This is a genomic window from Corynebacterium sp. zg254 (assembly GCF_024701495.1).
Lineage (GTDB): Bacteria > Actinomycetota > Actinomycetes > Mycobacteriales > Mycobacteriaceae > Corynebacterium > Corynebacterium zhongnanshanii.
In genome coordinates, this window is sequence record NZ_WIAR01000001.1 from 549,681 (window position 1) to 569,794 (window position 20,114).

At 60.9% G+C, this 20,114-nt stretch carries 21 protein-coding genes; 15 read left to right on the forward strand and 6 right to left on the reverse strand.

What is annotated here, in order from left to right; translation table 11 throughout:
• The 5 genes from thiO to GC425_RS02550 are packed head-to-tail and all read left to right on the forward strand — an operon-like array spanning position 1 to position 4,194.
• Positions 1–1,128, forward strand: coding sequence for a glycine oxidase ThiO (gene thiO, locus GC425_RS02530; protein ID WP_151843927.1), 1,128 nt, complete (start codon positions 1–3; stop codon positions 1,126–1,128).
• A complete protein-coding gene (gene thiS, locus GC425_RS02535) occupies positions 1,125–1,325 on the forward strand; it encodes a sulfur carrier protein ThiS (protein ID WP_151841875.1) in 201 nt (66 codons plus the stop codon). The genes thiO and thiS overlap by 4 nt, the downstream gene beginning before the upstream one ends.
• 6 nt (positions 1,326–1,331) lie before the next feature.
• Entirely contained in the window at positions 1,332–2,114 is a 783-nt protein-coding gene (locus GC425_RS02540; protein ID WP_151843926.1) for a thiazole synthase, read from the forward strand.
• Positions 2,114–3,319, forward strand: a complete 1,206-nt coding sequence (locus GC425_RS02545) for a ThiF family adenylyltransferase (RefSeq protein ID WP_151843925.1) — start codon at positions 2,114–2,116, stop codon at positions 3,317–3,319. The genes GC425_RS02540 and GC425_RS02545 overlap by 1 nt, the downstream gene beginning before the upstream one ends.
• A complete protein-coding gene (locus GC425_RS02550) occupies positions 3,316–4,194 on the forward strand; it encodes a bifunctional hydroxymethylpyrimidine kinase/phosphomethylpyrimidine kinase (RefSeq protein ID WP_151841878.1) in 879 nt (292 codons plus the stop codon). Before GC425_RS02545 ends, GC425_RS02550 begins: the two co-directional genes overlap by 4 nt.
• Here GC425_RS02550 and GC425_RS02555 read toward each other — a convergent pair.
• Entirely contained in the window at positions 4,191–4,697 is a 507-nt protein-coding gene (locus GC425_RS02555; protein WP_151843924.1) for a 2'-5' RNA ligase family protein, read from the reverse strand. The genes GC425_RS02550 and GC425_RS02555 overlap by 4 nt on opposite strands.
• A 94-nt stretch (positions 4,698–4,791) precedes the next feature.
• Between GC425_RS02555 and GC425_RS02560 the strand changes: the two genes are divergently transcribed.
• Positions 4,792–5,196, forward strand: a complete 405-nt coding sequence (locus GC425_RS02560) for a hypothetical protein (RefSeq protein WP_151843923.1) — start codon at positions 4,792–4,794, stop codon at positions 5,194–5,196.
• Positions 5,197–5,216: 20 nt separating this feature from the next.
• On the opposite strand, the gene ychF is transcribed toward GC425_RS02560, so the two are convergent.
• Positions 5,217–6,302, reverse strand: coding sequence for a redox-regulated ATPase YchF (gene ychF / locus GC425_RS02565; protein WP_151843922.1), 1,086 nt, complete (start codon positions 6,300–6,302; stop codon positions 5,217–5,219).
• A 233-nt stretch (positions 6,303–6,535) separates the two neighbouring features.
• On the opposite strand from ychF, the gene GC425_RS02570 reads away from it, so the two are divergent.
• From GC425_RS02570 to GC425_RS02585, 4 genes are all read left to right on the forward strand, one after another.
• On the forward strand, positions 6,536–8,206 hold the full coding sequence (locus GC425_RS02570; protein ID WP_151843921.1) for a sodium-dependent transporter: 1,671 nt from the start codon (positions 6,536–6,538) through the stop codon (positions 8,204–8,206).
• A 17-nt stretch (positions 8,207–8,223) separates the two neighbouring features.
• Positions 8,224–8,388, forward strand: coding sequence for a methionine/alanine import NSS transporter subunit MetS (metS, locus tag GC425_RS02575; RefSeq protein WP_151841883.1), 165 nt, complete (start codon positions 8,224–8,226; stop codon positions 8,386–8,388).
• A 117-nt stretch (positions 8,389–8,505) separates the two neighbouring features.
• Positions 8,506–10,041 (forward strand): AI-2E family transporter, encoded by a 1,536-nt coding sequence (locus GC425_RS02580; RefSeq protein WP_192930359.1) that lies wholly within the window; start codon positions 8,506–8,508, stop codon positions 10,039–10,041.
• Between the two features lie 20 nt (positions 10,042–10,061).
• Positions 10,062–10,955: a DUF6542 domain-containing protein gene (locus GC425_RS02585; RefSeq protein ID WP_151841885.1), complete on the forward strand. Its 894-nt coding sequence runs from the start codon at positions 10,062–10,064 to the stop codon at positions 10,953–10,955.
• Between the two features lie 13 nt (positions 10,956–10,968).
• Here the strand turns inward: GC425_RS02585 and GC425_RS02590 are convergent, their stop codons facing one another.
• Positions 10,969–11,955, reverse strand: coding sequence for a 4-hydroxy-3-methylbut-2-enyl diphosphate reductase (locus tag GC425_RS02590; RefSeq protein ID WP_151841886.1), 987 nt, complete (start codon positions 11,953–11,955; stop codon positions 10,969–10,971).
• Between the two features lie 62 nt (positions 11,956–12,017).
• Here GC425_RS02590 and xseA point away from each other — a divergent pair, with 62 nt between their 5' ends.
• Together xseA and GC425_RS02600 are read left to right on the forward strand one after the other, a co-directional pair.
• A complete protein-coding gene (gene xseA / locus GC425_RS02595) occupies positions 12,018–13,355 on the forward strand; it encodes an exodeoxyribonuclease VII large subunit (protein ID WP_231699685.1) in 1,338 nt (445 codons plus the stop codon).
• Positions 13,356–13,395: 40 nt separating this feature from the next.
• A complete protein-coding gene (locus GC425_RS02600) occupies positions 13,396–13,713 on the forward strand; it encodes an exodeoxyribonuclease VII small subunit (RefSeq protein WP_151843918.1) in 318 nt (105 codons plus the stop codon).
• Here GC425_RS02600 and GC425_RS02605 read toward each other — a convergent pair.
• Positions 13,710–14,339, reverse strand: coding sequence for a DUF4245 domain-containing protein (locus tag GC425_RS02605; protein WP_151843917.1), 630 nt, complete (start codon positions 14,337–14,339; stop codon positions 13,710–13,712). The genes GC425_RS02600 and GC425_RS02605 overlap by 4 nt on opposite strands.
• Before the next feature lie 229 nt (positions 14,340–14,568).
• On the opposite strand from GC425_RS02605, the gene glpX reads away from it, so the two are divergent.
• The 3 genes from glpX (at position 14,569) to GC425_RS02620 (ending at position 18,747) form a co-directional block, all read left to right on the forward strand.
• A complete protein-coding gene (gene glpX, locus GC425_RS02610) occupies positions 14,569–15,534 on the forward strand; it encodes a class II fructose-bisphosphatase (RefSeq protein ID WP_225723513.1) in 966 nt (321 codons plus the stop codon).
• Between the two features lie 157 nt (positions 15,535–15,691).
• On the forward strand, positions 15,692–17,092 hold the full coding sequence (locus GC425_RS02615; RefSeq protein WP_151843916.1) for a class II fumarate hydratase: 1,401 nt from the start codon (positions 15,692–15,694) through the stop codon (positions 17,090–17,092).
• A 140-nt stretch (positions 17,093–17,232) separates the two neighbouring features.
• A complete protein-coding gene (locus GC425_RS02620; protein ID WP_308240235.1) occupies positions 17,233–18,747 on the forward strand; it encodes an MDR family MFS transporter in 1,515 nt (504 codons plus the stop codon).
• A 42-nt stretch (positions 18,748–18,789) separates the two neighbouring features.
• On the opposite strand, the gene GC425_RS02625 is transcribed toward GC425_RS02620, so the two are convergent.
• Positions 18,790–19,386 (reverse strand): GNAT family N-acetyltransferase, encoded by a 597-nt coding sequence (locus GC425_RS02625; protein ID WP_225723465.1) that lies wholly within the window; start codon positions 19,384–19,386, stop codon positions 18,790–18,792.
• A gap of 78 nt (positions 19,387–19,464) precedes the next feature.
• On the reverse strand, positions 19,465–20,043 hold the full coding sequence (locus tag GC425_RS02630) for a hypothetical protein (protein WP_151841891.1): 579 nt from the start codon (positions 20,041–20,043) through the stop codon (positions 19,465–19,467).
• Positions 20,044–20,114 lie beyond the last annotated feature (71 nt).

The following is a 20,114-nucleotide window of genomic DNA, read 5'->3' on the forward strand; positions in this document are numbered from 1 at the left end:
ATGAGAGTCACAATTATTGGCGCCGGCCTGATCGGGCTGGCCACGGCCCTTGAGCTGCACGCCACAGGTCATGAGGTGACGCTGGTGGACGAGAGCCCGGCGTCGGGAGCAACATATCACGCAGGAGGAATGCTGGCACCCGCGGCGGAGGTCGTCTACGGGCAGGAACCGCTGTACCCGCTGATGATCGCGGCGGCGCGACTGTATCCGGATCTGCTCGGCCGCCTACCCGCCGATGCGCGGACCGGGTTCGACGCCACCGGCACACTCCTCGTCGCCGGCGATCGCGCGGACGGCACCCACCTTCGCGAGCTCGCCGCGCACCAGCAGACGCACGGGATGGATGTGGAGGTCATCACCACGCGGCAGGCGCGACAGCTCGAGCCGGCGCTGTCCCCTCAGATTTCTGGCGCGGTACACATCCCGGGTGACGTACAGGTGGTGCCGCGTATTTTTGCGCAGACAATCCTGCAACACCTGGGCGAGGGCGCCATCGTCCGCGAGCGTGCCTGTGAGATCGACGGCACGCAGGTCATCACCGCCAGCGGTCGCAGGGTGGACGGCGACCACGTCATCGTGGCATGCGGCGTGGCGGCAGCGGACCTGCTGGCTCCGCATGGAGTCACGCTTGACCTGCGGCCCGTGTACGGCGACATCCTGCGGGTGCGCACCCCGAACAACACACCCATCGTGCGGAAGGTGGTGCGCGGATTCGTGGAGGATCGGCCAGTGTATGTAATCCCTCGGCCGATCGACGGGACTATCGCCATCGGCGCCACCAGCCGCGAAGATGGGCGGCCGGCCCCGCAGGTGGAGGGCGTGCACCAACTGCTCCGCGATGCGATCCGCCTGGTGCCGGGGTTGGAGGAGTGCGATTTCCTGGAGGCAACCGCCGGAACCCGCCCCGGAACCCCCGATGACCTGCCGTATTTCGGCAAGATCTCAGACCAGATCACGGTCTCGACGGGCTTTTTCCGCCACGGTATTCTGCTGTCCAGCCTGGCGGCCAGGGCAACGCGCGCGCTGCTGGAGGGCGAGGATCTTCAGCACGCGACGGGCGTTGACTTCAGCGCATGCGACCCCTGGCGCAGCACACACTTCCCCCACGAACGAAAGGATGAGCAATGACCATCACCCTCAACGGAGAATCCACCACCTGGCCCGGTGGCAGCGTGGCTGACCTTGTCCAGCACGTCACCGGCCAGGAGGACAGCGCCGGTGTGGCCGTGGCGCTCAACGGCCAGGTTGTTCCGGCATCGCAGTGGGACCGTGCTGTCAGCGATGGCGATAGCGCCGATATTCTGCTCGCGGTTCAGGGAGGCTAACCCACCATGTTGACGATTGCGGACCGGAGTTTTCACTCCCACCTGATCATGGGCACGGGCGGAGCCAGCTCGATGGACATGTTGGAGCGCGCTTTGGTGGCGAGCGGCACTCAGCTCACCACCGTGGCCATGCGGCGTTTCCGTGCTGGTCAGCAGGCTGGCGAGAGCGTGTTTGACCTGATGCAGCGCCTGGACATCGCCCCGCTTCCGAACACGGCGGGCTGCCGGACTGCGCGCGATGCGGTGCTGACTGCGCAGTTGGCCCGGGAGGCGCTGGGCACCACCTGGGTCAAGGTGGAGGTGATTGCTGACGATCACACGTTGCTTCCGGATGTCCTGGAAACCGTCGACGCCACCGAGCTGCTCGTCAACGAAGGCTTCACCGTTTTGGCGTATACGTCCGACGACCCCGTGGCCGCCCGCCGCCTGGAGGATGTGGGTGCTGCTGCCGTGATGCCGTTGGGCTCGCCGATCGGGACTGGCTTGGGGATCCTGAATCCGCATAATGTTGAGCTGATCTGTTCCCGCGCCTCTGTTCCTATTATTCTCGACGCCGGCGTGGGCATCGCGTCCGACGCCACCCTGGCCATGGAGCTGGGCTGCGACGGCGTGCTGCTGGCCAGCGCGGTGAACCGCTGCCAGGACCCCGTGACGATGGCACACGCGATGCGCCAGGCCGTGGAGGCGGGGCGCTTGGCACGCAGTGCCGGCCGCATTCCGAAGCGGGAGCACGCGCTGGCCTCCTCCAGCTTTGAGGGCTTGGCGAGCTGGGAAGATCAGGTGTTATAATGAGTGACCACACGGAGCTTCCGGCAAACGAGTTGAAGCGTGTTGCGCGCCAACTGAACCTGCCCGGTTTTGGCATGGAGCAGCAGGTAGCGCTGCATCAGGCGCATGTGTTGATTATCGGCGCGGGTGGTTTGGGGTGCCCGGCGCTGCAGCAACTCGCGGCCGCGGGGGTGGGGCGCATCACGCTCATCGACGATGACGTGGTGGATCTGACGAACATTCACCGGCAGATCCTCTTCGGCGCCGAGGACGTGGGCAAGCCCAAGGTCGCAGTGGCAGCCGAGCGGGCTCGGCAGTTGCAGCCGGGCATTCAGATTGAGACGGTGCAGAAGCGCCTGACCGTGGACAATGCGGTGCAGCTGTGCGCGGATGCGGATCTTGTGCTGGACGGCAGCGACAATTTCGCCACAAAGTACCTGGTGGCAGACGCCTGTGAGATTACCTCCACTCCCCTGGTCTGGGGAACCGTTCTGCGCTTCCATGGCGATGTGGCGGTGTGGCATTCCGGTGCGAATGCTCGCGACGGCAGGGGTGTGGGCTTGCGGGATCTGTTCCCCCAGTCGCCCGACGCGGGATCCGTTCCCGACTGCGCCACCGCTGGGGTGCTGGGTGTGACCACCAGCGTGATCGCTGGCCTGATGACCACCGCTGCGATCCTGTGGATCACGGGCCTTGAGCAGGTACAGGGAAAGGTCACGTCCTATGAGGCACTGGGCGCACGCTTTCATAGCTACACCGTGGCGGCGGATCCGGGTAGGACGCTAGAGACCTCTCTGGGACAACATCAGCGGCAGGATATCGTCCCGGAGGAGCACCCGGCCGATGAAACGGTGCGCGAGCTGTTGAATCGCGTGCGGTCCGGGGAGGCTGTGCTGGTGGATATTCGTGAGCCTCACGAGGTGGTGGTGGACAGCCTGCCTCCGGAGCCGCTCGGCGTACCCAGTGTGAATATTCCTCTGAGCACCATCAATGACCAGGAGGAGTTCCTCCGGGCATGGCAGGAGTATGACGAGCGGCCCACTGTGGTGATGTGTGCCTCGGGCCGGCGCAGCGCACGCTTCGTGGAAAGCTTCGGCTCCCTGGCCACGCTCCTGGACCTCCCTGGCGGCATTGCCGCTGCTCACCGGGTGCTCGAACAGAACCAACAGGTTATGCACCAGGACACGACGACCCAGGACACGACAACCCACGAGGACAAAGCATGATCCCGAACATCCTCTCCATCGCAGGCTCCGACCCCTCCGGCGGCGCGGGCATCCAAGCTGACCTCAAGGCCATCTCCGCCGCCGGAGGCTATGGCATGTCGGTGATTACAGCCCTGACGGCACAAAACACCTGCGGTGTCACCGCGGTGCACGTGCCAGATACGGACTTCCTCACCGCACAGCTGGAAGCCATCAGCGATGACATCCAGATCGGCGCAATCAAGATCGGCATGCTGGCCACAACCGAGGTGATCACCACGGTCAAAGAATGGTTTGACCGCAACCCTCAGCTGAACCAGGTGCCGGTTGTGCTGGACCCCGTCATGATCGCGACCTCGGGTGCACGCCTCCTCGACGACTCAGCCATGGAGGCACTTCAGGGACTCCTGCCCTACGCGCGCGTGATCACGCCAAATATCCCGGAACTGGAAGTCATCAGCAATGTCCAGGATGACAACGGCATCCAGCGCGACCAAGACAACCAAGGCTCGTCTGAGCACTCCATCACCAGCCTGGATGACGCCGTGGAGCTGGCCCAACGCTGGCAGCACCAGGTCGCGGACTCCGGATCCCTCCGCCACGGCTCCGCCCCCGCCGTACTAGTCAAGGGCGGGCACCTCTCAGGATCCCAGGCGGACAACGTGTTGGTGAGGCCCGACGGGAGCACGCTGTGGATCCCGTGCGAAAGGATCAACACCACAAACACGCACGGCACTGGCTGTTCCCTCTCCAGCGCCCTGGCCACGAAGCTAGCCGTGGGTGACCTCGATCATGCGGCGAGCTGGGCGACCACATGGCTGCGTGGGGCGATTGCGGCGTCGGATCAATTGCAGGTCGGGCGGGGACACGGCCCGGTTCATCACTTCTATCGCTAGCACCCGCCGGCGAACGGCGTATAGCGCTGGGCGGCGGGGCTCCACAGGCCCGCGCGCACCGCGTCCAGTTTCTTGAAGTGAGGGGACGTGAGCTCGTCCAACGCCCGGATGTAGTCCGGCACCACGGCCCGGGGCAGGCGCAGCCCCACGGTCAGGTGCGGCGACCAGCGATCCCCACGGCCGTCCGGGTTCAGGACGTTGAGCTCGCGGGCGGCCTGCTCTAGCTCGTCGGTGGTTTCCAGCAGCCATGCTACGGTCTGCTTGCTCTTCGTTCCGTAGACCACCACGCCGCGGCGCTCGAACTGCGCCGGAATCACCGGCGGCAGTATCTGGGAGGCGCGCTTCACGGTGGCGGGGTCCATCGCCGGGGAAAAAGTGATGGTGATGTGCGGCGTTTGATTCTGGCGGGGGAAGCCTCGCGCCTCAAGCTGGTCGAAAAGCTCCCGCACATAGGCTTCGTGGGGCTCGCTGAGGTGCAGCAGGATGTTATCCGGTGAGGTCACAGTCTCATTCCACCTCCTTGAAATGTCGCCTCGATGTGTCAATTTCTGTATTTTAGTGATGAAGCGTCTTGTCACAACCGTCAGGATTTATCCCATGCACCATCTACCAGATATCGAATGCATTTTCTCAGCCACGCAATGCGCCCCCGACACAGTCAATTCCATACTCAACGATATTGACACACATCAGGCAGAGACTCTCACCGCGGCGTTGCGTCTCCTGGAAGATTATATCCTCGCACACACGGAGACAGACGCGGAAAACGGAGCCGACAAGGACCTCATGACGTGCTACGAGGTCACTATTGGTGAGTTGATCAAGCGCTATATTCCTGCTCGCTGGAAAAAGCTCGAACAAACCACAGCAGGGCTGGACGGGCACGGCATTCTTCTGCCCGATGATTCCGTCATTGTTCCGAAAATAATGCTCGAAGATTTACTTCACACTCGCCAAACCGGAACCCTCGAGTTTTATCTTGTGGGAGTTAATGGAGAATAACCGCACCCGATTTCCTTCCATTACACATTGAACTTAAATTCAACGACGTCTCCGTCGTTCATAACGTAGTCCTTACCCTCCTGACGAACCTTTCCAGCCGCACGAGCCTCCGCCATCGAACCCAGCTGATCCAAATCATCGAAGGCAACAATTTCCGCCTTAATAAAGCCGCGCTCGAAATCGGTGTGGATTACACCTGCAGCTTGCGGCGCCGTGGAACCCTGCTTAATGGTCCATGCGCGGGACTCCTTAGGGCCTGCCGTGAGGTAAGTCTGCAAACCGAGGGTCGCAAAACCGGCCTTCGCAAGGGTCTGCAGACCAGGCTCGTCCTGCCCCACTGAGGCCAACAGCTCCGCCGCCTCATCCTCATCGAGTTCCAGAAGCTCCGCCTCCGTCGCAGCATCCAGGAACACGCAGTCAGCCGGTGCAACCAGATCGCGCAGTTCCTGCTTCTTCGCCTCATCCGTCAGCACGGACTCGTCGGAGTTGAACACATACAGGAACGGCTTCGCGGTCAGGAAGTGAAGATCGCGCACGGTGGACAGGTCAATCTCGCCCTTCACCGCAGCCGAGGACAGCGTACGGCCATCCTCAAGGATCTCCTGAGCCTTCTTCGCACCATCCACCTGGTCGGCCAATTCCTTATTCTTCCGCGCTTCCTTCTCCAGGCGCGGGATGGCCTTCTCTACCGTCTGCAGGTCAGCCAGGATCAGCTCCGTCTCAATGACCTGAATATCCGACGCCGGATCGACGCGCCCGTCCACGTGAATCACGTTATCGTCACCGAATGCGCGGACGACCTGGCAGATCGCGTCGGCGTCGCGAATATTGGCGAGAAAGGCGTTACCCATGCCCTCACCGTCGGCGGCACCCTTCACGATGCCGGCGATGTCCACAAAGGACACGGTGGCAGGCAGGATGCGTTCGGAACCGAAGATGTCGGCCAGGCGTCGCAGTCGTGGGTCCGGCAGTTCCACCAGACCAACGTTGGGCTCGATGGTCGCGAAGGGGTAGTTCGCGGCCAACACGTCGTTGTGGGTCAGTGCGTTAAATAGCGTGGACTTGCCCACGTTAGGCAGTCCAACAATTCCGAGAGTTAGAGTCACGCTCCTCATCGTATCGTGTCCCCCATACAGAGACACGACGGGCTAAGGCTTGCGCCCCGACGTGTGCCCCGCGTGGGGGCATTTTGACTCAGACTGGCTGGAAGTTTGCAGTTTCCATTCCGAAAATGCCCTGAAGTGTGAGGGCGGTGATATAAGGTGTGAACACCCTAATTGGTGACTCTCGCCTGCTCCCACCGTGCGTGCAGGCGAGACCTATTACGGAAGAGATTCCTATGACGTCTTCAACGGAAAACCGTGCTCGCAACACTCGAGCAACTTTCAATACACGTCTTGTGTTCCTCATGGCCGCCATCGGCTCCGCCGTCGGCCTGGGAAATATCTGGCGATTCCCGTACGTGGCATATGACAACGGTGGAGGGGCCTTCCTGATCCCCTACCTGGTTGCGCTGCTGACCGCTGGTATCCCGCTGTTGTGGTTTGACCTTGCCTTTGGGCACCGTTTCCGCGGTTCCGCTCCCCTGGCGTTCCGCCGCCTCAACCGCTATGCGGAGCCCATCGGATGGTTCAAGGCTGGCGTGAACTTCTTCATCGCTATCTACTACGCCGCCATCATCGCCTGGGCTTTGCTGTACACGATCAAGTCCATCAACAAGGCCTGGGGCACCTCCCCGGACACGCACTTCTCCAAGGAGTTCCTGCGTGCGGACACCGGCAGCGTGTTCTCCGGCGAGTTTGTGGTTCCCGTGCTGATCACCATGGTGATCGTGTGGATCATTTGTATCCTGGCTCTGGCCACGGACATCAACAAGGGCATCGGTAAAGTGTCCAGCCTCTTCATCCCCGTTCTGCTGGTTCTGTTCCTGATCCTGGTGGTACGCGCCCTGTTCCTGGACGGCGCACTGGAGGGCTTGAACGCCTTCTTCACGCCGAACTGGTCCGCCCTATCTAACCCTTCTGTGTGGATCGCGGCGTACAGCCAGATCTTCTTCTCCCTGTCCATTGGTTTCGGCATCATGATCACCTACGCGTCCTACCTGAAGCCGCGCACCAACCTCACGAACACCGGTATGGTCACTGCCTTTGCGAACTCCTCCTTCGAGGTGCTCGCAGGTATCGGCGTGTTCGCTGTGCTGGGGTTCATGGCGCAGCAGCAGGGCGTTCCCGTGTCCGAGACCGTATCGAGTGGTATTGGTCTGGCCTTCGTGGCCTTCCCCACCATCATCAACGAGATGCCGTTTGGTGAAGTCTTCGGTGTGTTCTTCTTCGGATCCCTGTTCCTGGCAGGTGTGACGTCCCTGATCTCCATCATGGAAGTGGTGATCTCCGCCGTTGCTGACAAGTTCGATCTCACCCGTCGCACTGCAGCCCTGGCTGCCGGCTCCGTCATGGCAGTCATCTCCTGCATCCTGTTCTCCGTGACCTCCGGTCTGGCCACGCTGGACATCGTGGACAAGTTCACCAACAACCTGGGCATCGTCATCGGCGCAGTGGCAGCCGTGCTGACCACGGGATGGATCCTGGGCCGTCGCAACGAAATGGAGCAGCACATCAACGCGGTGTCCTCCGTCCGTGTGGGACCTGTGTGGCAGGCATGCGTGTTCGTCATCACTCCGCTGGTCCTGATCTACTTCCTGGCCAAGGAGATCATGACCCTCATTGACGAGCCGTACGAAGGTTACAGCTCCGGCCAGCTGCTGGCCTACGGATGGGGCGCCGTTGCCCTGATCTTCGTGGCCAGCATCGTGTTCAGCCTGCTGGCCTACCGAGGCAACAACTACCTGAACGGTCTGGCTACATCGGACTTCGGTGTTCCTATCAAGGGCCGCAAGCGCGGTGAGCCGAACCTCCTCGTCGCAGCAGCTCAGGGCGCTGGCGCTGCATCCGCCGCGGAGGCAGGCACCGCCGATGCCGATTCCTCGAACGCCCCAACCCCCAAGAACTAGGAAAGAGAGAGTACCTCATGGAAGCATCTGCTCTTATTCTGATGATCCTCTTCATCATCGTCATCTGGGGTGGGCTGGCCGTCTCTGTCACCTTGCTGACCCGTACCGACGACGACACGTGCGGCGACCTCGGTGATTACCCAGGCACCGACGACGATTCTCTGATGAAGCACCCTATGTAGCCCGGCTGCTGCCGTGGCTTCACATGAGCCACCGGCTACAGCGTCACTTCTGAATAAAGGCACCGCACTGCACGCGTAATGCGTGCAGTGCGGTGCCTTTTCATGCACAATAGCAGAATGACTTCACGTAAAAATCAGGGTGATCCCCGCGACCACGTCAACGGTCGTGACCTAGCTGATCTGATCGCTGGTTCCGATCGGCTGGACCCTCAGACCCAACTGCCTCTTCCTGAAGATCAGATTGTGTCCATGAAGGAAGAAAAGGACCAGCGTACTCAGGCCGAAACTCACGGCAATAACGAAGAGATCCTGGAAGCTCATCACGACACACACGGTCCTGATGCGCAATCCTCCGACGACTCATACACAGACGAATCGGACAAGACCAGCACAACCCCCATCAACGAGTCTCAGGAGATCGACAAAGATCTGCGGCCAGAATTGCGTGACCGCGCTGAGGTCATCGGCTCTTCGGTGCGTTGGTTCACCGGCTGGTGTGTTCGTTTCATCATCCTGATTGGTGCCGCCTACTTGGCAGCCCTTGCCTTCGGCAAGCTCTGGGCCGGCGTGCTTCCTGTCCTGTTGTCCCTCATCGTCTGTACGATGCTGTGGCCTGTGGTGCGCACGCTCCGCAACCTCCGCGTCCCCAATGCACTGGCTGTCTTCACAACCATTTTGGGATTCTTCGCGGTTGTCATCGGAGTCTTTTGGGCTATCGCACCGTCTGCCGTTGACCAAAGCCGAACGCTGATTAACCAGGCCACCGATGGTGTCCAGAAGGTCCAGGAATGGCTGCAGGGACCTCCACTGAATCTGCAGGAGTCTCAATTCAACGAGGGCCTGGAGAAGGCAACGCAGTGGCTAGAGGAACGAGCCGGCGAGATTACCTCTCAGTTGGCTGCCGCAGGCTCGGCAACGGTGTCCGCAATGGCCACCCTTCTGGTGATGTTGGTGTTGACGTTCTTCTTCCTGAAGGATGGCGAGAAGTTCCTTCCGATGATCCGCCGCGTGACGGGTCGGCGCGTGGGCTGGCACTTGACCGAGGTTCTGACCCGCTGCTGGAACACCCTCGGTGGCTTCATCCGCACCCAGGCAATCGTGTCCTTCATTGATGCGTTCTTCATTGGTCTTGGTTTGGTCATCCTGAACGTGCCACTGGCAGGTGTGCTGGCGGTGCTGACCTTCTTCGCGGGATTCATCCCGATTGTCGGTGCCATCACGGCCGGTGCGCTGTCTGTCTTGATCGCCCTGGTTGCCAATGGCCTGACGAACGCTCTGCTGGTGCTGGCTCTGATCATTCTGGTTCAGCAGCTGGAGAGTAACGTCCTGCAGCCGGTGCTGCAGTCCCGTGCGATGAACGTTCACCCAGTAGTTATTCTGTTGGCTGTGACGATCGGTTCCACGCTCTTCGGCATCGTCGGCGCATTCCTGGCTGTGCCGGTTGCTGCGATGATCATGGTGGTGTTGCGCTACATGGGTGACCTGACGGACCTCGCCACCGGTGAGCGAACCGCTCAGGATATCGACTTCGCTACCACTGCGGGATCGCTGACCGCTGAACGCAGCGAGCAAAATACTCAGCGTTGGTTGGACTTAAGAAAAAACATCTTGAACAACCAAATTCTTAATCAGCTACGCGGAAACGATAAGTAAGCCGTGTACGATAATCCTTCGTGACTACTACCACAGACAAAAAGCGCCGTGGCCAACTGCGGGAGCCGAAGCCAATGAAGCAGGCTCCCTTCCCAGTGTGGTCCCCTGTGCTGATCATGCTTGCAGTGATCATCACGGGCATTGTGCTGGGTACAGACGCTCAGGCCGTAACAAAATCTTTCTTTGTGATTTTCGCCGTGGTCGCGATTGTCACCACCGTGCTTGTTGAGGCACGGGGGTTATTTCTCACTGTTGCATCGCTGCCGTTGTATTTCGTGGCGGGCACAGTCATTGTGGGGTGGATTTCCACTCCGAAGCATCCCGGCTCGGGTCGTCGCACGCTCATCATTAATGCGATGTACCCGGCCGTTTCCCATTTCTTGTGGTTGATTTTCCCGTTCCTCGCCTGCGTGGTCATCGCGCTGGTGCGGTGGTGGCTCTACCGGGAGGAGCTGGCTCGCCACCTTGCCTACCAGGAACATATGCGCCGACGCCGAGCCGCGCGTGAACGCAGCAATCTTAGTTCTTACGCTCGTGTACGCGCGGGCCGGGCAGCCGCCGATGAGGACAGCGCACGCACCGACAAGGATTCCCCTGAACGTTCTGCCACGTCTTCGACCTCCAGGGAGTCCAGAAGCTCTAGCGAGTCAACCCGTTCCACCAGCTCCCCTCGCTGGACTGAAGTTCCAAAGACCCCTACCCCCTCGGGCTCTCGTTCCTCCGATGACAAGCGCTCCTCTGCAGAGGAGCGCAACTCCGTGGATCGCGCCCAGCGCACCTGGAGCACCCCCACCACAACTCCGCGGCTGCAGCGCCGTGAGCCTCTCCAGCGCCGCGAACACATCCAGCGCCGAAGCCTCAAGGACCTCGGCAAGCACCAGGATGTGGACGGCTTCCGCCTCGAAGAAGACTAGCTTTCCTGATGAGTTAGCTCTCCTGGCACCGGTTGGTGCGTGCCGGCCGCAGCTCCCGTGGCAGGGAGAAAATGAGGTCTTCGGTGGCGGTCGTCACTTCCTCAACGTCACCAAAGCCGCGTTCCGCGAGCATCTCCAGCACTCCACGCACCAAGATCTCCGGGACCGACGCTCCCGAGGTCACTCCCACGGTTTCCACGCCGTCGAACCAGCCCTCTTCCACCTGCTCTGCGTAGTCCACCAGGTGAGCATCCTTGGATCCGTGTTGCAGGGCAACCTCAACCAGACGCTTGGAGTTTGAGGAGTTCTGCGAACCGACCACGATCATCAGATCCACCTTCGGAGCAATCGCCTTCACGGCCACCTGACGGTTTTGGGTGGCGTAGCAGATATCGTCGCTTGGAGGGTCTTGGATGTGGGGGAACTTCTCGCGCAACAGCTTCACCGTGGACATGGTTTCATCCACGGACAGGGTGGTCTGGGACAGCCAGATCAGCTTGGTGTTCTCGTCGAACTCCAGGGCGTCCACGTCCTCCTTGCCGTCAACCAGGTGCACAACGTCCGGGGCTTCGCCGGCGGTGCCTTCCACTTCCTCGTGGCCGTGGTGGCCGATCAGGATGATCTGGTACCCCTGACGCGCGAATCGCTTCACTTCCCCATGAACCTTGGTGACGAGAGGGCAGGTCGCGTCGAACGTCTTTAATTGCAGTTGGCGCGCTTCCTCGTGCACCATCGGGGACACGCCATGGGCGGAAAAGACCACGTTGGAGCCCTCTGGCACTTCGTGGGTGTCGTCCACGAAGATCACACCACGTTCCTCGAACGTCTTCACCACGTGCTTGTTGTGCACGATCTCCTTGCGGACGTACAGCGGCGCCCCGTGCTTTTCGAGCGCCTTTTCTACTGTTTCTACGGCGCGGTCAACGCCTGCGCAGTATCCGCGCGGGGCAGCCAGGTACACCTTTTTGTCAGTTGTGCTTGGGGCAGTCATGTCCCCCATCGTACGTCATGTTCGATTTTGTATTCATGTGGATGTAGGGGCTATCTCTTACAATGGTGACCATGAATTCTCCCATGCATTCTGGAGCCAATACGGCGGAGTCTCCGTGGCCGGTCAGCCAGCTGAATCAACAGGTCAAAGGCTGGATTGAGCGTTTGGGTTTTGTGTGGGTCGAAGGCCAGATCACGCAGGTGAACATCAAGCCCACGTGGAAGTTGTCCTATATCACGTTGCGGGATGTCGAGCGGGAGGCCAGTGTCCAGGTCACGCTGAGCACGAAGCTTGCGCAGAGTCTGCCTACGCCGTTGCGCAATGGGGATCGGGTGTTGATGTACGGCAAGCCTGCGTTTTATGCGGGCCGTGGCTCGTTTTCGTTGTGGGTCACCGAGGTGCGGCCGGTGGGTATTGGTGAGTTGCTGGCGCGCATTGAGATGCTGAAGAAGGCTTTGTCCGCGGAAGGGTTGTTTGATCCGCGGATGAAGTCTCCGTTGCCGTTCTTGCCGACGACGGTGGGGTTGGTCACGGGTCGCGGGTCGGCTGCGGAGCGTGACGTGTTGGCGGTGGCTCAGGAGCGCTGGCCGGAGGTGACGTTCCGGGTGATCAACACCGCTGTTCAGGGGCCGAATACCGTACCTGAGGTGGTCCAGGCCCTGACGGAGTTGGAGCAGGACCCTGCGGTGGACGTGATTATTGTGGCTCGCGGTGGTGGCTCGGTGGAGGACTTGCTGCCGTTTTCCGAGGAGGCGTTGGTGCGCCATGTCTCCCGGATGCGCACGCCGGTGATTTCCGCGATTGGCCACGAGCCGGATAATCCTCTGTTGGATAACGTGGCCGATGTGCGTGCTGCCACGCCCACGGATGCTGCGAAAAGGGCCGTGCCTGACGTTGTTGTTGAACGACGCCAACTGGTCGATCTCCGCCAGCGCGCCGGCGGCGCGCTTCGGGCGTGGGTTCAGCAGGAGCGGCGCGGGCTGGAACACACGCGAAGCCGCCCGGTGATGGCCAACCCACTGTTGCCCGTTCAGCAACAGCAGCAGCTGGTAGCCGAGGCCTATCAGCGCAAAGATCGGGCGTTGGGGGTCATTGTGCGTGATATGCGATCGCAGGTGACGTCTCTGAAAGCGCAGGTCAATGCTCTGGGTCCGTCGCAGACGCTGGCTCGTGGGTATTCCATTGTGCAGGTGGTGCCGCGGGACGGTTCGGATACTCATGTGGTGACCACGGTCGATGAGGTGAACCCTGGCTCCCAGTTGAGGATTCGCGTGGCCGATGGTTCGGTCACGGCTGCTGCGATGGCGGTGTCGCGTTCGCCGGGCCGTGAGTCGCCGGTACACGAGGAGCACACGGCAGAATCACCGGCGCACGAGACACCAGCGCAGGATGCACCAGAACGAGACTAAAAGCTACACAAACACAACGAGGCTAGGTTAAGGACACACAATGGCAGATCAGAATACTCAGAATAATCAGCAGAAGTTCCGCCCACTTCGCGAGCTGACCTACGAGCAGGCGCGCGATGAGTTGGTGGAGGTTGTGCGCATCCTCGAACTCGGACAGATGTCCCTCGAGGAGTCCCTCAACTATTGGGAGCGTGGCGAGGAGCTCGCCGCCTATTGCGAGGACTACTTGGACGGGGCGTCCAGCCGCATTGAAAAAGCCCTGGCCGCACGCCACGGAGGCAATTCGGCTCAGGGGAATTCAGCGCAGGGTGGACAGTCAGCTCCTCAGGGAGGCAACGCCACGCACAGTGAGGGCTAGCTGGACGCTGCCTCGCTAGTCTGTGGCGCGGTCATCGACTTGTCCGTGTCGATGGGCTTCGCCGTGCTCACGCGCTCAGCGGCAGTCTTCATGGACCCGAAACCTGCCATGCCTTCAAGAATCAAGCGGTGATCCCCCCGGTCCGCCACCCACCGAGGACGCACGTCATCACCGGTGTATACGTGCCACTCCAGGGTGCCCGCCGCGCCGGCGTCGATCTTCTCCACGCTAGATTCGGAACGGGCGGAATCATCAGGAAACGCCGCAGCCTTCATGTCGGCGGCAGTTTGAGTGAGGGAAATGTAATCCTTCCCGTCGATCACCCAGCCCACCAGACTGCCTGGCTGATCCCCCACCTGGGTGCGCCGAGCAGAGTTCGCAACCCAGCCCTCAGGCATCTCCGGCAACACAATCGGATAATCCACGGACCGCGCCTCCAGCCCCAGGAACGTGGCCGCATCCACCTTCTGCACCTCACCCGAACGCTCCGCAGGACCAGGATTAAAAGAACACAACCCCGTAAAACCCACGGTCAAGAACATGGCGAACAGAAGCACACCGATGGACAACAGGAAGTCTCGGGACGACTGAAAGATTCTAGGCTTTTCGATCTGCACACCTCTCATTATGAACCACCACCCAAGCCAGAAACCACTTCCCCTTAAATAGGTGGGCTAGGGATCCACAATCTCAGAGGCAAAGATGGAACAATAGAAGGGTAAGAGTGACCTTCTTAGACATGAGTAGACACGAAAGCTGGTGCCCATGAGCTCCGAAACCCCAAACGGACAAACCTCTGCCCCCGTCGAACCTGCCATCTCCCCCAACCCGCAAGCCCCAGACCGTAACCTCGCCATGGAGCTGGTACGCGTCACCGAAGCTGCGGCGCTGGCCTCCGGAAAATGGGTAGGCCGCGGACAGAAAGAATCCGGTGACGGTGCCGCCGTGGACGCCATGCGCTCCCTCATCAACACCGTCGAAATGGACGGCGTGGTTGTCATCGGTGAAGGCGAAAAAGACGAAGCACCGATGCTCTTCAACGGCGAGCAGGTCGGCACCGGCAGCGGCCCAGCCATCGACATCGCCGTAGACCCCGTCGACGGAACCACCCTCATGGCCGAAGGACGCCCCAACGCCATCTCCGTCATCGCCGCCGCAGAGCGCGGCAGCATGTACGACCCCTCCGCAGTGTTCTACATGGAAAAGATCGCTGTGGGACCGGAGGCCGTGGGCGTCGTAGATATTGAAGCCCCCGTGGCGCACAACATCAACGCGGTGGCCAAGGCAAAGGGAACGTCAGCAGGCAACATCACCGTGGTGGTACTCGACCGACCACGCCACGCAGACCTCATCCGCGACATCCGTGCAGCAGGCGCCAAGGTTCGCCTGATTGGAGACGGTGACGTGGCAGGCGCCGTCGCCGCAGCCCAGCCCGACGAGCAAAGCTCCGTGGACATCATGATGGGCATCGGCGGCACCCCCGAAGGCGTGATCACCGCCGCCGCCATGAAGTGCATGGGCGGAGAAATCCAGGGCAAGCTGTGGCCAAAGGACGAGGCAGAACGCCAGAAGGCCATCGACGCCGGACACGACCTGTCCCGAGTCCTCACCACCAACGACCTGGTGAACTCCGAACACTGCTACTTCGTCGCCACCGGCGTGACCAACGGCGACATGCTGCGCGGCGTGAGCTACAGCAAGAACTTCGCCACCACCCGATCCCTGGTGATGCGTTCCCGCTCCGGCACGATCCGCTACATCGACTCCGTGCATCAGCTGGCCAAGCTCCAGCAGTACGCGGTGCAGGACTACACCAGCTAGGCACTCATTCGGATCGGCTGAGGCTCGGGCTGGTGCTTCGGCGCGGTCTCAGCTGAGGCTCCACTTAGGCAATACTTACGCCAATGCGGCCACGTAGGCCATAATGGTGAAGACAACAATCACACACGAAAGAATCCCACAAGAAAGGTAAACACTCATGAGCGAAGAATTCCGCATTGAACATGACACCATGGGCGAGGTTAAGGTCCCCGTCAACGCACTCTGGCGTGCACAAACCCAGCGTGCCGTGGAGAACTTCCCCATCTCCGACCGCCCACTGGAATCCGCGCAGATCCGCGCCATGGGCTTGCTGAAGGCAGCCTGTGCACAGGTGAACAAGGACCGCGGACTGCTGACCGACGAGCAGGCCGACGCCATCATCAGCGCAGCGAAGGAAATCGCCGACGGCAAGCACGACGCGGAGTTCCCCATCGACGTGTTCCAGACCGGCTCCGGCACCTCCTCCAACATGAACACCAACGAGGTCATCGCGTCCATCGCCAAGGCCAACGGTGTGGAAGTTCACCCGAACGACCACGTGAACATGGGCCAGTCCTCCAATGACACCTTCCCGACCGCGACCCACGTTGCTGCGACCATCGCTGCAGTCAACGATCTGATCCCAGGCCTGAAGGTTCTGCAGGAGTCCCTGGCGAAGAAGGCCACGGAGTGGAAGTCCGTGGTGAAGTCCGGACGCACCCACCTGATGGATGCTGTTCCTGTGACCCTGGGCCAGGAGTTTGGTGGCTACGCCCGCCAGATCGCCGCTGGCATCGAGCGCGTGGAGGCTACCCTGCCGCGTCTCGGCGAGCTGCCTATCGGTGGTACTGCTGTGGGAACCGGCCTGAACACGCCCGCTGATTTCGGTGCGAACGTCACCGCAGAGCTGGTGAAGCTCACCGGTGTGTCCGAGCTGCGCGAGGCAGAGAACCACTTCGAGGCACAGGCAAATCGCGATGGTCTGGTGGAGTTCTCCGGCGCAATGCGCACCATCGCCGTGTCCCTGAACAAGATCGCCAACGACATCCGCTGGATGGGCTCCGGCCCACTGACCGGCCTGGGCGAGATCCACCTGCCTGATCTGCAGCCAGGCTCCTCCATCATGCCGGGCAAGGTCAACCCTGTGCTGTGTGAGACCGCAACTCAGGTTGCAGCGCAGGTCATCGGAAACGACGCCGCCGTCGCCTTCGGTGGCTCCCAGGGTGCTTTCGAACTGAATGTGTTCATCCCGATGATGGCGCGCAACGTTCTGGAGTCCGCGAAGCTGCTGGCGAACACCTCCCGTGTGTTCGCTGAGAAGCTGGTCGACGGCATCGAGCCAAACGTGGAGCGCATGCAGACCCTGGCTGAGTCCTCTCCATCCATCGTGACCCCCCTGAACTCCGCCATTGGCTACGAGAACGCGGCAAAGGTTGCGAAGACCGCGCTGAAGGAAGGCAAGACCATCCGTCAGACCGTGATTGATCTGGGTTTCGTGGACGGCGACAAGCTGACCGAGGAAGAGCTGGACAAGCGCCTGGATGTGCTGGCTATGGCGAACACGGACCGCGATAAGTAGGCACTAGCGACCGTCACAAATTGCTCGACGGAAACGCCGATTTTCGGGGAAAATCTGGCGTTTTCGTCGAGCATTTTGTCTAGGTGAGGCACGCCGCAAAAATTGCACTGACTGCAAAATCACGTGTACATTGGCAAAGAGTGAACAACAACACCAAAATCGTCTTCTCATGCCTCATGCTCGGCATGCTCATGTCCTCACTGGGACAGATGATCTTCTCCACTGCCCTGCCCACGCTCGTCGGCGAACTCGGCGGCGTGGAGCACATGAGCTGGGTCATCACCATCTTCCTAGTGACCATGACCATCGGAATGCCCATCTACGGCAAGCTGGGCGACCAAGTGGGGCGAAAACCTCTCTACATCATCGCCATTGTTCTCTTCCTCACCGGTTCCGCAGTAGGCGCCCTGGCCCAGAACATGACCATGATGATCATCGCCCGCGGTATTCAAGGCGCAGGCGCCGGCGGACTCATGATAGGCTCTCAATCCATCATTGCCGACGTCATCCCCGCCCGCGAGCGCGGCAAATACATGGGCATCATGGGCTCGGTGTTCGGCTTATCCTCCGTACTGGGCCCGCTGCTCGGAGGCTTCTTTACCGACGGTCCCGGCTGGCGCTGGGCATTGTGGTTTAACCTCCCCCTGGGACTGCTGTGCTTGTCCATGGTGATCCCGTTCATGAAACTGCCACGGCATCACCGTCAGGCACGCTTCGACTACCTGGGCGCAATTTTCCTCGCGATCGCCACCAGCTGCCTGATCCTGTTCATCACCTGGGGCGGACGCGACTACCCGTGGGGCTCGGCCATGATCCTCACCCTCATCGCGGTCACGGTAGTAGCGACGACGATCTTCGTGATCGTGGAACGCCGCGTGGAGAACCCGCTGGTTCCTATGGGCCTGTTCAGGGTCCGAAACTTCACGCTGTCCACCATCGGGGGAACCATCGTGGGCGTGGTGATGTTCGGCACGCTGGCCTACATGCCCACCTATATTCAGATGGTGCACAGCATGTCGCCTACCGCGGCGGGCCTGATGATGATCCCGATGATGGCCGGCATGATCATCACCTCCACTATCTCGGGGCGCAGGGTCTCCCAGACTGGAAACTACAAGTGGTATCCCGTGGTGGGCATGGTGATCGTGGCTCTTGCCATGGTGCTCTTCGGTCAGTTCACCGAGCAGGATTCCCTTCTTCGCCTGGGCACCGTGCTGGCCATCATGGGCGTGGGCCTGGGGCTGGTCATGCAGATTCTGGTTCTCATTGTTCAAAACGCCTTTCCCATCACCATGGTGGGCACCGCCACCGCAACGAACAATTTCTTCCGCCAGATCGGTGGCGCCATCGGTACAGCTGTCATTGGTTCCGTATTCACGCACAGGCTCCAGGATCTGTTGGCCGAGCGTATGCTAGCGGCGATCAAGACCATGGGTGCGCAGGGCGCTCAGCTGGCACAGCGTTCCGAAGGGATGTTGCACAGCCTCACGCCGGACAGCGTACAGCAATTGCCTGAGCCCATCTTCCACGTGATCGTGGGCTCCTACAACGACGCACTGGTTCCTATTCTGCTCTGTATGGCTCCTGCGGCCCTTGCTGGCGCGCTGGTCTTGTCCTTCAACAAACATCAAACGCTGAAGGAAACGATCGAATAAGGCTGCGCGGCCGTAGTGCTGCCGGCCTGTACAGCCGCTCAGCTACTCCTGAGTGGGCAGCTCGTGCGCGGCCACGTGTGGCGAGTCCACCTCACTCCACGCCGGGCCTTTTTCGACGATCTTTTCCATGGTGTAGGCATCGCGCCACTGCCCTTCATAGGGCCCATGGGGCATCTTAGCCATCGCACGGAACGTTCCCACGTGCACGAATCCTCGGGATTCGTGCAGCTTGATGCTCCCCTTGTTTTCCGGGAAGATGCTGGAATGCAGCTTCCAATAGCCCTGATCCGCTGCGGATTCCAGGAGCTTATCGAGGAGTGCCCCTGCCACGCCGCGCCCAGCTGCCTCGGGAGAGACGTACACGCTGTCTTCAACGACGCCGTCGAACACTCCACGATGGCTCACCGGCGTGGCGGTGATCCAGCCCAGGATCGCGCCCGACTCACTGCACTCAGCCACGAAGGCGAGATCCATGATGCGATGTCGGGTGAAGTCCTCCCACTGTGGGGCCTCCACTTCATAGGTTGCCAATCCCGAATCCAGACCGTGCTGGAGGATCTCGGCGACCTGCGGATAGTCGCGCTCGACCATGGGGCGAATCTCAAACGTGGCCTGCGAGCCACCACGAGGGGATGTCATAGTGGACGATCCTACCGAAAAAAGAAACACCGTCGCATCCACTGGATGCGGCGGTGTTGAGCACAATCCGTCAGGCTCTTAGTGCTTCACAACGGTGTCGGAGTACTTGCCGTCGTCCTGCTTGGACCACTCGATGTGGCCCTTGGTGAAGCTCTGGGTCCAGCCGGAGGCTGCGTCGCCCTTCTCTGGTGCGGTTGGCAGGCCAACCTCGTTGTCCAGGCCACCACCGTTGATCCAGGTCTCGGCGATCTTACCGATGACTGGAACAGCACCGTTGTCCTTGGAGTAGACGATGACGTTGCCGCTGTCGAAGGTGGTCAGCACGTCGCCGTTGTCGTTAGACTCGGAGGACTTTACGTCGCCCCATGGACCTTCAGCGCCGCCCTCGTTTTCCCAGACGGTCTTGGTTTCCTCAGGCAGCTCGTCCGCGTTCTCGCTGGTCATGGCGTCGGACGCCTCGGAGGCCTTGTCCTGGGCGCCGTCCTTGGCGTCGTTGGCCTTGTCCTTCGCGTCATCCACAGCGGAGCCGGCAGCAGCGGTGGCCTCGTTGGCCTTGTCCTCTACGGAGTCGTTGTTATCGGAGCAGGCTGCAGCGCCAACGAGCAGCATGGTGCCAGCAGCAACAGCAGCGGCCTTACGGGACATAGAAGTAAACATTAAGGTCTTTCCCTCCTGGAGAAATCTATCTCTGACGCGTCCTGTGGTGGACTGCATCTCTTCTTTTCACG